This is a genomic window from Fuscovulum ytuae, assembly GCF_029953595.1.
GTDB lineage: Bacteria > Pseudomonadota > Alphaproteobacteria > Rhodobacterales > Rhodobacteraceae > Paragemmobacter > Paragemmobacter ytuae.
Window position 1 is genome coordinate 1 of sequence record NZ_CP124536.1, and the last position, 12,607, is coordinate 12,607.

The window sequence follows — 12,607 nt, forward strand, 5'->3', positions numbered from 1 at the left end:
ATGAGCAGAGCCGATACACAGGAAGACCTGAACGCTGTGATCCGTCAGCATTCTGAGGTGCTGGCGGCGCAACTGCATTCGCAGCGTGAGAGCCTGTTTCCGCCCGACGCATCCAAGTCTATGCGCAAATTCACCTCTGGGGAAGCAGCTGCTCTGCTGGGCGTCAACGATTCATACCTCAGGAAGCTCCACCTTGATGGCAAGGGGCCGTCGCCGGAAGTTTCATCGGGGAACCGGCGGCACTACTCTGCTGACGATATCCATAACTTACGAATTTTGTTGGAGAAAACGGCTCGAAAGCCTGGAGATTACCTGCCCGGTCGTCGCGCCGGTGACCATCTTCAGATCATCGGCGTGATGAACTTCAAGGGGGGGTCTGGAAAGACTACCTCCTCGGCGCATCTCGCTCAACGGTTGGCTCTCAAGGGTTACCGAGTCTTGGCGATCGACCTAGACCCGCAGGCTTCTCTTACGGCCTTGCATGGGGTTCAGCCTGAGTTTGACCTGCTGGACGGCGGCACGCTCTACGATGCGATCCGTTATGAAGACCCGGTTCCGATCGCCGAGGTGATCCGCAAGACATATATCCCGAACCTCGATCTGATTCCTGGCAATCTCGAACTGATGGAGTTCGAGCACGAGACGCCGCGGGCGCTTTCTCGCGGCAACGCGGGTTTGTTCTTTTTCCGTGTGAAGGAGGCGCTGGCGCAGGTCGATGAGCGGTATGACGTCGTCGTCATCGACTGTCCTCCGCAACTGGGGTTCTTGACCATGTCCGCGCTGTCGGCCGCGACAGGCGTTCTCGTTACGATCCATCCCGAGATGCTCGACGTGATGTCGATGAGCCAGTTCCTCAGAATGACGGCTGACCTGATGGACGTCATTGCCGACAGTGGGGCCGACATGTCGCATGACTGGATGCGGTATCTCTTGACCCGGTATGAGCCGACAGACGCACCGCAGAACCGTATCGTCGCCTTCTTGCGAACGATGTACGGCGACAAGGTTTTGAACGCGCCGATGCTCAAGTCGACGGCCATCTCAGATGCCGGTTTGACCAAGCAGACCCTTTACGAGGTCGAACGCAGCGCGTTCACCCGGACAACCTATGACCGGGCCATTGAAAGCCTGAATGCGGTCAACGACGAGATTGCCCAGCTCATTCAGAAGACTTGGGGGCGCTGATGACCGACAGCAAGAAGAAGCGCATGTCCATGCTGGATAGTCTTGCAGCGGCGGGGACGCCCCCTGCCCCTGGTAGCATGATGTCTAGCAATCGGGCCCTGCGGTCGGCGCGTGATGCTGTCGATGCTCACCATGTTTGGGAGCTCGATCCGGCTGAGATCCAAGACGAGCGATACTCGGATCGCCTCGACCCAAAGGATGTGCACGACCTTCGCGCGTCGATTGAACAAAACGGGCAGACTGTGCCCATCCTTGTTCGGCGCCATGCGACCGACCCCAATCGGTATCTCCTCGTCTATGGGCGCCGCCGTCTTGAGGCCATTCGTGCCTCCGACAAAGTGAGCAAGGTTCGCGCCCTCATCGCTAACCTGGACGATACGGCGGCACTCCGCGCTCAGGTTTCAGAGAATACTGGTAGACGTGACCTGAGTTACATCGAGCGTGCCCTCTTCGCTCAGGAACTGCTCGATAGTGGCTTTGGCTCGCAGGCACAGATTGCCGAAGTGCTCAACGTGACCCGTTCGGCGGTATCGATGTCGATCTCGGTTGCCAAGGCGATCGGAACTGCACTGGCCCATGCAATCGGACCGGCGCACGGCGTCGGCCGTCCCAGATGGGAAGCTTTGGCCAAGGAGCTTGCCGACAGCCGGATCGAGAACGACGATCTTTCCCGAGTTGCTCTTGATGTTCGCGCCAAGGCGGCCGCGAACGAACAGGCGGATAAGGATCCGCAGGTTGATCCTTCGGTGGCGGCTTTTGAGGCCGTTGCGCGGCACGTAAAAAAGAGTGTGAGCTCGACGCTCGGCAAGAAGCCGAAATCGAAGACCACTGCCCTTGTGATCGATGGCACGCCCGTGGGCGCTATCAAGAGATCTGGCCGGGCGCTTCGCCTGGACCTGACGGATGTGGATGATGCCTTTGCGGAGTGGCTTGATGCCCGCGCGCAGGACGTCCTCGAAGAGCTTCACGATCGCTGGAAAGGCGAGACATGAAGAGAGGCAGAGCAGCAACAAAAAGGAGGCACGGTACAGGCTAAAGAAAAGGTCCCGCAAAGCTTGCGCTCCACGAGACCCCAACTTTGATCTTAGCACTTTCAAGGTAGTGGGCCGGTGCGCAAACCGCAAGTCATATGTGATTCGCGGAACACCTTTTCTATGCCTTCGTGAATGACATCATGGAGTACACACCGATTTCGCCGTTTATGCGGCCGATCTCGCACGCCCATCTGCGCGTGGTCGAGCGGCCTGAGGCGTCTGTTCCGGGCAAGCCCGTGAACAAGTGGGAGCTCCTTCGCGAGCTGTCCAAGGCGCAGGCCGCCTTTGGCGTTTCTGATCGCGATCTGACCGTTCTGCAGGGGCTTCTGAGCTTCTTTCCGGATGATGCGCTTGGCGGGAACGCAGAAATGGTCGTCTTCCCGTCCAACAAGGCAATCTGCGAGCGGCTGAACGGCATGGCCTGCTCCACGATGCGCAGGCACATTGCCCGCCTGGTGGACGCTGGCTTGCTCATGCGACGCGATAGTCCTAACGGGAAGAGGTATGTCCGCAAGCATGGCGAAGAGCGCGTGGCTTTCGGCTTCGATCTCTCGCCGCTCTACTGCCGGTCCGAAGAGGTGGCACGGGCCGCAGAGGCCGTGCGTGAGGCCGAGGACCGTGTGCGCCGGCTGCGGGAGGTCGTGAGCCTCATGCGGCGCGATCTTGCTGCCCTGGCGGAGTTTGGAGAAGAGATCCAGCCAGGTCTTGGCCTCTGGGACCAACTACGCGACAAGGCTGTCCTGACAGCGCGCGCCCTGCGTCGCAAGCTCATGCTCGAGGAGCTCTCGGCATACCGAGCAGAGCTCGAAGCTCTTCTCGATCATGCACGCAACGTCATTGATGGCCCTGAAACAGAAGAAATGAACACCAATGATGCCAGTTTTGAGCGTCACCATCATAATTCAAACGAAGAATCTATAGATCTTGAACCTGCCTTAGAGAAAGGCGGGGCGGCGGCCGGCGCGCCAGATGTTGAAACGGATGCGCCTGGTGCTGACGTGGAAGAAGCGGACACAAGACGCATGCCAAAGATCCCGCTCCATCTGGTGATCGCGGGCTGCCCGTCGCTCAAAACCTTTTACCAGGGCGACATCCGCCACTGGCATCAGCTTTTCACCGCGGCTTGCCATGTACGGCCGGCCATGGGGATCAGTGCGTCTGCTTGGGAAGAAGCGCAACGGTTCATGGGGCCCGAGCAGGCATCGATCGTTGTTGTCGCCATGCTGGAACGCTTTGCCGACATCAGATCGCCCGGCGGATACCTCCGTGCGCTGACATCGAAGGCGGCGGCGGGCGAGTTCTCTTGCGGGCCGATGGTCATGGCGCTGATGTCCCGGCGAAACGCGGCGTGATGTTCACAGCTGTGAACATTCTCCCCGTCGGTGCCCCGCTCGACGAAGTTCACAGCTGTGAACTCTCTGCGCCGTATGATGAGCAACCAGCAGACAGAGGGAAAGGCTGGGGGTTTGAGGGGTGACGGGAAGTGAGATCGGGAGAGTGGCTTCCGGCGCCCGTCGTGGAGAAGATCTGATGGCGAAAGCAGCCCAGAACGTCGTCCTGTCCCCGTCGCGGGACATCCCCTTCGACAAGCTCGTGCTGAGCCAGTCCAATGTACGGCGCATCAAGGCAGGCGTCTCGATCGAGGAACTGGCCGAAGATATCGCGCGGCGCGGCCTGCTGCAGGGCTTGAACGTCCGGCCCGTGGTCGATGCTGAAGGGGTCGAAACCGGCATGTTCGAGATCCCGGCCGGCGGCCGTCGTTTCCAGGCGCTGTCGCTGCTGGTGAAGCAGAAGCGGCTGGCCAAGACCGCGCCGATCCCTTGCATCGTGCGGGATGCGGCGTCGGAGATCCTCGCCGAGGACGACTCGCTCGCGGAGAACATGCAGCGCGTCACCCTGCACCCGCTCGACCAGTTCCGCGCATTCCAGGCCCTGCGCGAGAAGGGTCAGGGCGAGGAAGCGATCGCGGCGGCCTTCTTCGTCACGCCGCAGATCGTGAAACAGCGCCTGAAACTCGCTTCCGTGACCCCTGCCCTGCTCGAGGTCTATGCCGAGGATGGCATGACGCTCGAACAACTGATGGCATTTACCGTGAACCCGGATCACGCGCGTCAGATGCAGGTCTGGGAGGCGATCAAGAACTCCTGGAACAAGGAGCCCTATGCCATCCGGCGCATGCTGACCGAGACCTCGGTCAGGGCCTCAGATCGTCGCGCGGTCTTCGTCGGTGTCGATGCCTATGAGGCGGCGGGCGGTGTCGTCCTGCGCGATCTCTTCCAGGGAGATGATGGCGGCTGGCTCGAGGACCCTGCCCTCCTCGACCGGCTGGTTGCCGAGAAGCTTCAGGCTGAAGCCGAGGCGCTCGTTTCCGAAGGCTGGAAGTGGATCGAGGTGGCAGCCGACCTGCCCTATGGCTACAGCCACGGTCTGCGGCGTCTCGCCGGTGAACCTGCGCCGACAACCGACGAGGAAAGCGCGGCCCACGCTTCGCTTCTCGCCGAGTATCGTGCGCTGGAAGAGGAATACTCCGGTCAGGACGAATACCCCGAAGAGATCGATGCGCGGCTCGGTCAGCTCGAAATGGCGATGGAAGCGCTCGAGCAGCGACCCTTGATCTACGATCCGGCCGAGGTCGGGCGCGCGGGCGTCTTCGTCACGCTGGATCGGGACGGCAGTCTCGCGGTCTATCGTGGCTATGTCCGGCCCGAGGACGAGCCGCGCGAGGAAACCGCAGTCCAGGATGGTGATGGCGCGGATGCCATGGGGCAGGGGGGTGATGTCGGTGTTTCCAGCTGGAAACCCTCGGGGACCTCTGTCGGCGGCACCGTCATCACTTCGGGTGGTCAGCCGATCGGCTCGGACGGTTCGGAGGAGGAAGATGACGGCGCGCTGAAGCCGCTGCCCGAACGGCTGGTCATGGAACTGACCGCCCACCGGACCCTCGCGCTGCGCGAGGCCATCGGGCGTTCGCCGGACGTTGCTCTGACGCTCCTGCTCCTGAAGTTGGTGACGGATACCTTCCGCACCTCCTCTGCGATGGGCAGCTGCCTCGAAGCCTCGGTGCGTCACGTCTACATGTCGGCCCAGGCGCCCGATCTGAAGGACAGCGTCGTGGCGAAGCTCGTCGACGAGCGTCACGCCGCCTGGGAGGCTGATCTGCCTCTCGGCGATGATGCCGCGCTCTGGGACTATCTGACGGTCCTCGACCAGGGCAGCCGTCTGGCGCTGCTGGCGCATTGCCTCAGCTTCGGGATCAACGCGCTCCATGAGAAGGTGAACCCCTATGGGGCGGGCATCTCCGCCAGTGGCCTGACCCGCCGCATGGCCCATGCCGATCTTGTGGCGCGTGCCGTCGATCTCGACATGGTCGAAGCGGGCTGGGAGCCGACGGTCGATGGCTATCTCAACCGTGTGCCCAAAGCCCGTATCCTCGAGGCCGTGCGTGAGGCGAAGGGGGAGGGGACCGCGCAGCTTCTCGATCATCTGAAGAAGGGCGAGATGGCTACCGAAGCCGAGCGGCTTCTCAAGGGCAGCGGCTGGTTGCCCGAGGTCCTGCGCCGGGCCGATCTGGTGGCGTTCGACGGCGAGGCGGTCGGAGAAGGGCAGGGGGAGGACGCGGGCGAGCCCGAGGATGTCGATCTCCCGGCCTTCCTGACTGCCGATCTGCCGGACAGCGCAGCGTCGATGATGGCAGCCGAGTGATCTGAGCCATCCGGGGGGGCGGGCGAACCCGCCCCAAATCTCACAAAATACAGTAATATCAATATGATGAATGCGGATACTCGCATTCGGGATGAAGAATCATGTCTGCAACAAACATCATCGACACAGCCCCTCTCGGGGCGCTGATCCGCTACACTGACGGCAGTCCCAAGCCGCCGGCACGTTTCACCAAGAAGCTCGCGGCCTGGGAGCGCTCGAACGGCGTCGGTCGTCTCGTGAAGAAGGAACCGCCGCGGGTCTATCCGACCTGGACCGCTCCGGCCGCTTTCACGCTGCATGAGGGAAACTTCTCCTCGGACGGGGTCATCCTCGTCACCATCATGCGCAGCCATTCGGCCGACAGCCGCTTGATTTTCGAGGTGGCCGAGGAACCGATGGCCGGGCAGGTCCGCGTGCTCCTCGACTTCGGTGGGAATACCGAACTGCTGCATCTCGCGGAGTCCGTTACCGCTGCCGAGCTCTGGATCGCCCGCGAAGGTTATCGCAACGCTCGCCTCGAAATCGTCGGCACTGAGGACGGCGAGAGGGCAGGGGGCGCGGGCCTGGCCGCCTGAGCCCTGACAAGGCGTGAGGGGCCTGCCAAAGGGCGGGCCTCTCACCGACCACATGAATCTCGTCCCGCGATGCCGCGGGGGCACCAAGGGATCCATCCCCCAAGAAGGAGGTCTTCAACTAAAAGCCTGGCCGGGAGGCTGGCGGCGTTCCGAGCATCAGCGGGACAATCGGCTCCTGACGTTGGGGGACCATCCCCCGCTCGCCATTCCCTTCCTTGCCCCGAATCCCGTCTTCGAGATCAACCCGCGAGGGGTCGGACTACGGGCATGCCCGTGCCGCCGGGTGCATTCGGGCAAGCCGAACGCACCCGGTGATGTCAGCCAGTCTTCGGGCCTGCGGGGTCCTGTCGCGCGGGGGATGGTCCCCCGCCTCCAAGACAGGAGCCAAACAGATGTCCCGCAAAGATGCTTACGCTTTCGCCGCCTCCCTTGCCGCCACGCTCATGGTCTCGATCGTCGTCTTCCAGGCAGGCGATGGTACCTTCGGCGCCGTCCCCGCCGATGAAATCGACGGCGACGAGGTTCAAGTGATCGCTGAGGTCGACCCGTGGGCATAAGGCCCACGGTTTGTCCCGAGAGCTCGGCATCGGGGCAGGGTCCCCGATCCGGTCCGTTCGGCTTTCAGACCTCTCGGTGGCCCGGAAATCTGAGCCGACGCGGAGGTCGGCACGACTGCCCAAGGAGCCGAACGCCCGGTGTCGAGTTTACGGTCCGCCCGAAACGTCGAGGAAGAGTTTCACCAGGGCGACGTTGATGAAGTAGTTGTGCTTTCCAGAGCGATGCTTTTCGACAAAGCCCTGCTCAGCCAAAGTATCGAGATACTTCGCGGCCGTCTGCCGACTGACATCCAGATCGTTCTGCAGATATTCGATCCGGGTGTAGGGATGACGAAACAAGTTGTTCAGAAGTTCCTGGCTGTAAATCTTCGGCAAGTTTTCACGTAGCCGATGCTTCACGTCCGCCATTTGCTGTCGGATGCCGGTGACGATCTCGACTGTTGTGGCCGAAGTCTCTGCAACGGCCTCCAGCATGTAGATGACCCAGGGTTCCCAATCGCCCGTGTCGCGCACCGCCTGAAGGTGCCTGTAGTAGTCCGCTTTGTTACGGGTGATGAACCGCGACAGGTAGAGCACCGGGATGTCGAGCAACCCCGTTCTGGTCAGATAAAGTACGTTGAGGATGCGCCCGATACGTCCGTTGCCATCCGGAAACGGGTGGATGCTTTCGAACTGATGATGGATCAAAGCCATCTTGATGAGCGGATCGAGATCGCTGAGTTCATCGTCGTTGATGAACCGTTCGAGCGCCGTCATGTGGCGGACAATTTCGTGCGCATCCTGGGGGGGGACGAAGACGATCTCCCCTGTTTGCTCGTTCTTGAGGGCAGTACCCGGTGTCACTCGAAAGCCATCGCTGCGGCCCTTCAGCAAGCGGAACATGTCGATGAGCGCCGAATTTGGGATCAGGCCGCCGGTTTCGCCCAAGCGTGCGTATCCGAGCCGCAGAGCGTCGCGATACAGCGCTACTTCTTTGGCCGCCGGGGACTGCGGATCGTCAGGGAAAACATCCGCCTGAAACAGTTCATCCTGCGTTGTGACGATGTTTTCGACTTCCGACGAAGCTTTGGCTTCCTGAAGAGCCAGCGTGTCGATCAGGATGCCTTGGTTCGGAATGGTCTTGGCCTGACCCTTCAGATCCGCAAGCGCGCGGCTGGCGCGAGCGAGCGCCTTCAGGACCGGAACGGTTTCGATCTCGGCCGGGGGTGGCAGGGCGGGAATGGCATAGGTCGGCTTTAACATGTGCTCCGCGTCGTGTTAAGAAATCGTCGTTTTTCTAACATGATCGAACAGTCGTGTCAGCAAAAACCGGTTTCCTTAACTTGGGCCATGCTTCGCCCGGGCGGGGTCACCCAACTCCGTCAGACCGCCAGAGCGCTCGGGTCCTTGCCGGCGTTGATGTGGTCTGCGAACCACTGCGGTTTCCGGCCCCGGCCCGACCAGGTGAGGGCCGCGTTCTCAGGGTGCCTATACTTCGCGAGGGCCGGCGCACGGGTGGCTTTCACCTCAATACCGATCAGTTCGGCGAGGGAGTAGCCCATCTCCTTGGCGATTGCTTCCAGCTTGGTGCGGGCTTCGGCCTTATGACGGTCCTCATAGGTGGAAATCGCCTTGGCGAGGTCCTTCTGCAATTGCCGCAGTTCCTTGAGCGACATCGCCTCGAGATTGAAATCAGCCATTGGGCTTTCGTGTCTGGGATGATGAATTCGGGATAGCCGTCAGGTCGCAACATCGCAACTCCCACGGAGGTTAGCGCGATAGGCAAGGGGATGAAGTTGGCTTGAGCCGCCGGGTCGGTGGTTTCGAAGATGCTTTGACTCCGTTGCCTTGGCCAGGAAGGCCGAGTTCAGCGAGAGCCCCAGGTCGCCCCTATCCCCGGCGCCATCCCTTCGACTGACAATCCCCTAAGCCTGTTCGGCCTCTGGCGCGCAACCCCGCGTCAGTCCGGGCCGTGTTGGCTAGCGTTTCTGAGGAAACGCGTCACCTGCCCGCTCCACCCCGGCCCTCTGGAGGTTTCCGGTCGACGTTCCGTCTCCCGTGCACGCCTCAGCCGACAGGCTTTTTCCGGGTCTTGTCGAAGGGACGGTCCCAGGGACAGGAAACACAGGAGCTTAGCATGCAGAACATCGTCATCCTCGCCGGCAACATCGGCCAGACCCCCGAAGTCCGCACCACCCAGGGCGGCAGCAAGATCACCAACTTCAGCCTCGCCACCTCCCGCCCCCGCCTCTCGGAAGGTCGCGTCCTGCGCGACGAGAACGGCTACCGGGTCATGGACACGGAATGGCACCGCATCACCTGCTTCAACGGTCTCGGCAAGACCGTCGCGGAGCACTGCGAGAAGGGCATGAAGGTCCTCGTCCACGGCCGCATCCACTACACGAAGTGGACCGACGCAACCGGCACGGACCGCTACGGCTGCGAGATCATCGCCGAGAAGGTCGACTTCCTGAGCCGTCCGAAGTCGGCCGAGAACGAAAACCCCGAGCTGGTCGACCGCGACGACGAGATCCCGTTCTGAGGAACGGGGTCTCCCCCTCGGGCCCGGCGGGACACCCGCCGGGTATCGTCTTTTTCGGCTCTTAGCAGCCGGTCATTTTGCGGCGGTCTGCACCGAACCTTTCATCCACAAGACAACTCTTTCGACCAGTTCTGCAGGCTCCATCACCGCATGCTGGCGTGGATCTGTGCCCACGATGCCCCACAACGGTGATTGCGGATCCAAGCGATGCGCCGTGTCAGGGTCGGAACTCAGTCGGTTGATGTCCGATAGACCCGGTGCGATCCCGTCGAGGAGTGTCGTCTCGAACAACCCCGCATGGTCTGGCGGCTGGCCGGGAATGAGGGCGCGATTGACGGAAAGAGCGACGACCTTTGGCTGACTATTGCGCAAGTTCCAATTTGAGGCGAGGCGGTCGATCATTTCGAGCTGGGTGTCGGCGAAGTGGCCAGAGAACAGGACCACCCGCTTCACCCCGAGATCCCGCAGTCGGCGGAGGGTGAATGTGAGGAGCGCCTCGATCTCTGTCGCGTCTGGCATCATCACTGTCCACGGGAAGTCACCGTGATCTCCACCTGTGCCGTAGTAGAGTGTGGGCCAGACGAGGCCACCGGTCCGCTCGGCTGCTCGGAGGCAGAGGCCGTGGGCAGTCAGGGCGTCGAGGCCAACGGGCAGGTGGTGGCAGTGCCATTCGATCGTGCCGAGGGGCAGGTAGATTAAGGATGCCTCTTGCAGCGCCTCGTTGATCTGGTGCGGGCGGAGGCGTTCGATTTGCCTGGTCATCGGTAGAAGTTCCTGACCCATGCATGGCTAGGCAGGCGGGCCAACAGGTCGTCGGGGAAGGCCGCGCCGTCGCAGTATCGGACGTTCATGTCGACCTCCTCGGGAGATTTCATGCCAGGGATCAGGGTGCTGATCGCGTCGTGGGCGAGGACGTAGCGCATCGCCGCCTCTGCCAGCGTCGGGAAGTAGGGAGTGACTTCGGCCTTGAGTGCCTCCACCCGCCGCAGGGTTTCGGCGAAGCGGTCGCCGCGGAACATCTGGTGGGGTTGGGAGCTGGGTTCGAAGCGATCGTAGCTGTCGGTGGTCCAGTTTCCGACGAGGGAGCCGGAGTCGAGTGGGACACGGGCGATGATGGCGGTGCCGCTGTCATTGGCCGCGGGGAATAGTGCGTCGCGGGGTGGCTGCTCGAACATGTTGAAGATCACCTGTTCCGAGGCGACGAGGCCAAGCCGCGCAAGGATCACGCCCTCTTCGGGGTGATTGTCGCGGAGCGAGACGCCGATCTGGTCGATCTTGCCTTCAGCCCGCAGGTCGTTGAGCGTTTCAAGCCAATCGAGTTCGCGGTGGCCCATCGGCCCCCAGCTGTGAAGCTGAAACAGGTCGAGGCGCTCGACACCGAGACGACGGAGAGAGTTTTCAACGTTGCTTCGCAGATGCCATTCGGGGAAGCGCCCGCGCAGTTGCGGGGCCGGGTCGTCAGGGTTCGGCCACACTGTGGGCTGGGCCTTGGTCGCGACGTAGATCTTGCCGCCTTTCCACTGCCGCAGCGCCTGCCCAATCACCGTTTCGGAATGGCCGTGGCCATAGAGTTCGGCTGTATCGACGAAATTGATGCCGCGCTCGAAGGCATGAAGCAGGGTGCGGATCGAGGCCGCATCATCGACCTTGCCCCATTGCCCGCCGATCTGCCATGCGCCGAAGCCGATCTCGGACACTTTCCATCCGGTTCGGCCAAAATCCCTGTATCTCATCGCGCGCCCTCCCTGCATTCCGTGGGGATAGGGGGCGGAGGGCGTAGTCTGGAAGCGTCGTTCTGATGGGATTCAATCAGGCCGGTGGTGTGTCGGGCAGGTTCTGCGGGCCGTAGAGCAGGAAGGGTACATTCGAAGTGTAGGGCGGTTCCGCATGGCTCGCCCCTTCGAAGCCGAAATGGTTCATTAGGACTTCGAGCGCGTATTGCGACTGCATCTCGGGGCTCTGGTCGATGGTCAGGGTCATCGTTCCTTCGCGAAGAGATTGGTAGGTGAAGGCAGTCAGTTCGTGGCCGATGAAGATCGGGCGTCTGGGAAGGATGTCGGCCTTCATCGCTGCGACCACACCGCGATTACCTGCACCGGCATTGTATATGCCGACGGTTTCCGGGTGGCGCTTGAAGGCTTCCCGAAGCTTCGCCTCGGACACGACAGGATCGTCACCACCGCGCACGATTTCCGCAAGTTCAAGATGCGGGACCTCAGCCGCAAGATGGTCTGTCAGACCACGGATGCGCTCGGCATGGGCCTGAAAGCCGATATGGTGGCAGAGGATCATCACCTTGCCGGGCCGCGTCGGCGGAGTCATGCGACCAAGGAAATACCCTGCGGACCGTCCGGCCTTGTAGTGGTCAATCCCGGCATAGGCGAGGCGGGCCGAGTCCGGCACATCAGAGATGATAGTGACGACCGGGTGGCCGGCCTTTGACAGATCCGCGATGGTTGAATGGATCAGGGGATGGTCGGGCGCATCGACGATCACCGCATCAAAGCCAGGACGCGCCATCGCCTCGGCGATGGCTTCGGGGCTCTCGTATTTCAGCATGGTGCGGTGGATCGAGATACGGCTATCGAGGCGTTGGCCGAGACGGCGCATCTCGACCCCCATGCGGGTGATGAGCGGGCGTTCGGGGCGGGCAAGGATGACGTTGACGCGGAGGATGCGGTGGTGGGTCGACGGCAGGAGCCGCTTCAATCCAAGCTCGCGCGCTGCGGTCAGGACGCGACGGCTGATCTCTTCGCTGACGTTCCCGCGCTCGTTGATAACTCGGTCAACGGTCGCCGGAGCGACGCCCGCACGCTCTGCAACATCAGCCAAGCGGACTTTTCGCCATGGTGATTTTTCTTTTATTTCAGTCATTTGTCAAAGGCATGGCCTGCATTGATTGTTTTCAATCAACGCGACATGCGACAAGCTGTCAAGCCTTGGTATGACTCCCGTCGAAAGGCACGGGAGGGTGCCTGACAGGGGAAACTATCGAACCGCGAGGCACGGGACGCCTCGGATCCATCACGCGGA

Annotated in this window: 12 protein-coding genes; 7 read left to right on the top strand and 5 right to left on the bottom strand. The window is 61.8% G+C overall.

All coding sequences use genetic code 11. The features are described from left to right. From repA to QF092_RS18665, 6 genes are all read left to right on the top strand, one after another. Entirely contained in the window at positions 1–1,185 is a 1,185-nt protein-coding gene (repA, locus tag QF092_RS18640; RefSeq protein ID WP_281470263.1) for a plasmid partitioning protein RepA, read from the top strand. Continuing rightward, on the top strand, positions 1,185–2,177 hold the full coding sequence (gene repB / locus QF092_RS18645) for a plasmid partitioning protein RepB (protein WP_281470265.1): 993 nt from the start codon (positions 1,185–1,187) through the stop codon (positions 2,175–2,177). Before repA ends, repB begins: the two co-directional genes overlap by 1 nt. 182 nt (positions 2,178–2,359) lie before the next feature. Further along, complete coding sequence (gene repC, locus QF092_RS18650; protein WP_281470379.1) at positions 2,360–3,571, top strand: plasmid replication protein RepC; 1,212 nt, start codon at positions 2,360–2,362, stop codon at positions 3,569–3,571. Positions 3,572–3,749: 178 nt separating this feature from the next. Then, on the top strand, positions 3,750–5,921 hold the full coding sequence (locus QF092_RS18655) for a ParB/RepB/Spo0J family partition protein (protein ID WP_281470267.1): 2,172 nt from the start codon (positions 3,750–3,752) through the stop codon (positions 5,919–5,921). 101 nt (positions 5,922–6,022) lie between these two features. After that, positions 6,023–6,496, top strand: coding sequence for a hypothetical protein (locus tag QF092_RS18660; RefSeq protein WP_281470270.1), 474 nt, complete (start codon positions 6,023–6,025; stop codon positions 6,494–6,496). Between the two features lie 392 nt (positions 6,497–6,888). Further along, complete coding sequence (locus QF092_RS18665) at positions 6,889–7,053, top strand: hypothetical protein (RefSeq protein ID WP_165496653.1); 165 nt, start codon at positions 6,889–6,891, stop codon at positions 7,051–7,053. Between the two features lie 147 nt (positions 7,054–7,200). On the opposite strand, the gene QF092_RS18670 is transcribed toward QF092_RS18665, so the two are convergent. Together QF092_RS18670 and QF092_RS18675 are read right to left on the bottom strand one after the other, a co-directional pair. Next, positions 7,201–8,295: a Fic family protein gene (locus QF092_RS18670; protein ID WP_281470273.1), complete on the bottom strand. Its 1,095-nt coding sequence runs from the start codon at positions 8,293–8,295 to the stop codon at positions 7,201–7,203. A gap of 119 nt (positions 8,296–8,414) precedes the next feature. Further along, positions 8,415–8,732 (bottom strand): H-NS histone family protein, encoded by a 318-nt coding sequence (locus tag QF092_RS18675; RefSeq protein ID WP_028030788.1) that lies wholly within the window; start codon positions 8,730–8,732, stop codon positions 8,415–8,417. A 437-nt stretch (positions 8,733–9,169) separates the two neighbouring features. Between QF092_RS18675 and QF092_RS18680 the strand changes: the two genes are divergently transcribed. Continuing rightward, positions 9,170–9,574 carry a single-stranded DNA-binding protein gene (locus QF092_RS18680; protein WP_281470277.1) on the top strand — a complete coding sequence of 135 codons (405 nt, stop codon included), beginning with the start codon at positions 9,170–9,172 and terminating at the stop codon, positions 9,572–9,574. A 72-nt stretch (positions 9,575–9,646) separates the two neighbouring features. Here QF092_RS18680 and QF092_RS18685 read toward each other — a convergent pair whose 3' ends face one another. The 3 genes from QF092_RS18685 to QF092_RS18695 all read right to left on the bottom strand — a co-directional run bounded on the left by QF092_RS18685 (position 9,647) and on the right by QF092_RS18695 (position 12,406). Next, on the bottom strand, positions 9,647–10,336 hold the full coding sequence (locus QF092_RS18685) for a creatininase family protein (RefSeq protein WP_281470279.1): 690 nt from the start codon (positions 10,334–10,336) through the stop codon (positions 9,647–9,649). Beyond that, positions 10,333–11,307: an aldo/keto reductase gene (locus QF092_RS18690; protein ID WP_281470281.1), complete on the bottom strand. Its 975-nt coding sequence runs from the start codon at positions 11,305–11,307 to the stop codon at positions 10,333–10,335. The genes QF092_RS18685 and QF092_RS18690 overlap by 4 nt, the downstream gene beginning before the upstream one ends. A gap of 76 nt (positions 11,308–11,383) precedes the next feature. Continuing rightward, positions 11,384–12,406, bottom strand: coding sequence for a LacI family DNA-binding transcriptional regulator (locus tag QF092_RS18695; RefSeq protein ID WP_281470283.1), 1,023 nt, complete (start codon positions 12,404–12,406; stop codon positions 11,384–11,386). Positions 12,407–12,607 lie beyond the last annotated feature (201 nt).

What these genes read in the sequence shown, in the direction of transcription:
- QF092_RS18690 (WP_281470281.1), bottom strand. Translation starts at nt 11,307, where the DNA reads ATGAGATACAGGGATTTTGGCCGAACCGGATGGAAAGTGTCCGAGATC.
- repB (WP_281470265.1), top strand. Translation starts at nt 1,185, where the DNA reads ATGACCGACAGCAAGAAGAAGCGCATGTCCATGCTGGATAGTCTTGCA.
- QF092_RS18680 (WP_281470277.1), top strand. Translation starts at nt 9,170, where the DNA reads ATGCAGAACATCGTCATCCTCGCCGGCAACATCGGCCAGACCCCCGAA.
- QF092_RS18665 (WP_165496653.1), top strand. Translation starts at nt 6,889, where the DNA reads ATGTCCCGCAAAGATGCTTACGCTTTCGCCGCCTCCCTTGCCGCCACG.
- QF092_RS18660 (WP_281470270.1), top strand. Translation starts at nt 6,023, where the DNA reads ATGTCTGCAACAAACATCATCGACACAGCCCCTCTCGGGGCGCTGATC.
- QF092_RS18655 (WP_281470267.1), top strand. Translation starts at nt 3,750, where the DNA reads ATGGCGAAAGCAGCCCAGAACGTCGTCCTGTCCCCGTCGCGGGACATC.
- QF092_RS18675 (WP_028030788.1), bottom strand. Translation starts at nt 8,732, where the DNA reads ATGGCTGATTTCAATCTCGAGGCGATGTCGCTCAAGGAACTGCGGCAA.
- repA (WP_281470263.1), top strand. Translation starts at nt 1, where the DNA reads ATGAGCAGAGCCGATACACAGGAAGACCTGAACGCTGTGATCCGTCAG.
- repC (WP_281470379.1), top strand. Translation starts at nt 2,360, where the DNA reads ATGGAGTACACACCGATTTCGCCGTTTATGCGGCCGATCTCGCACGCC.
- QF092_RS18670 (WP_281470273.1), bottom strand. Translation starts at nt 8,295, where the DNA reads ATGTTAAAGCCGACCTATGCCATTCCCGCCCTGCCACCCCCGGCCGAG.
- QF092_RS18685 (WP_281470279.1), bottom strand. Translation starts at nt 10,336, where the DNA reads ATGACCAGGCAAATCGAACGCCTCCGCCCGCACCAGATCAACGAGGCG.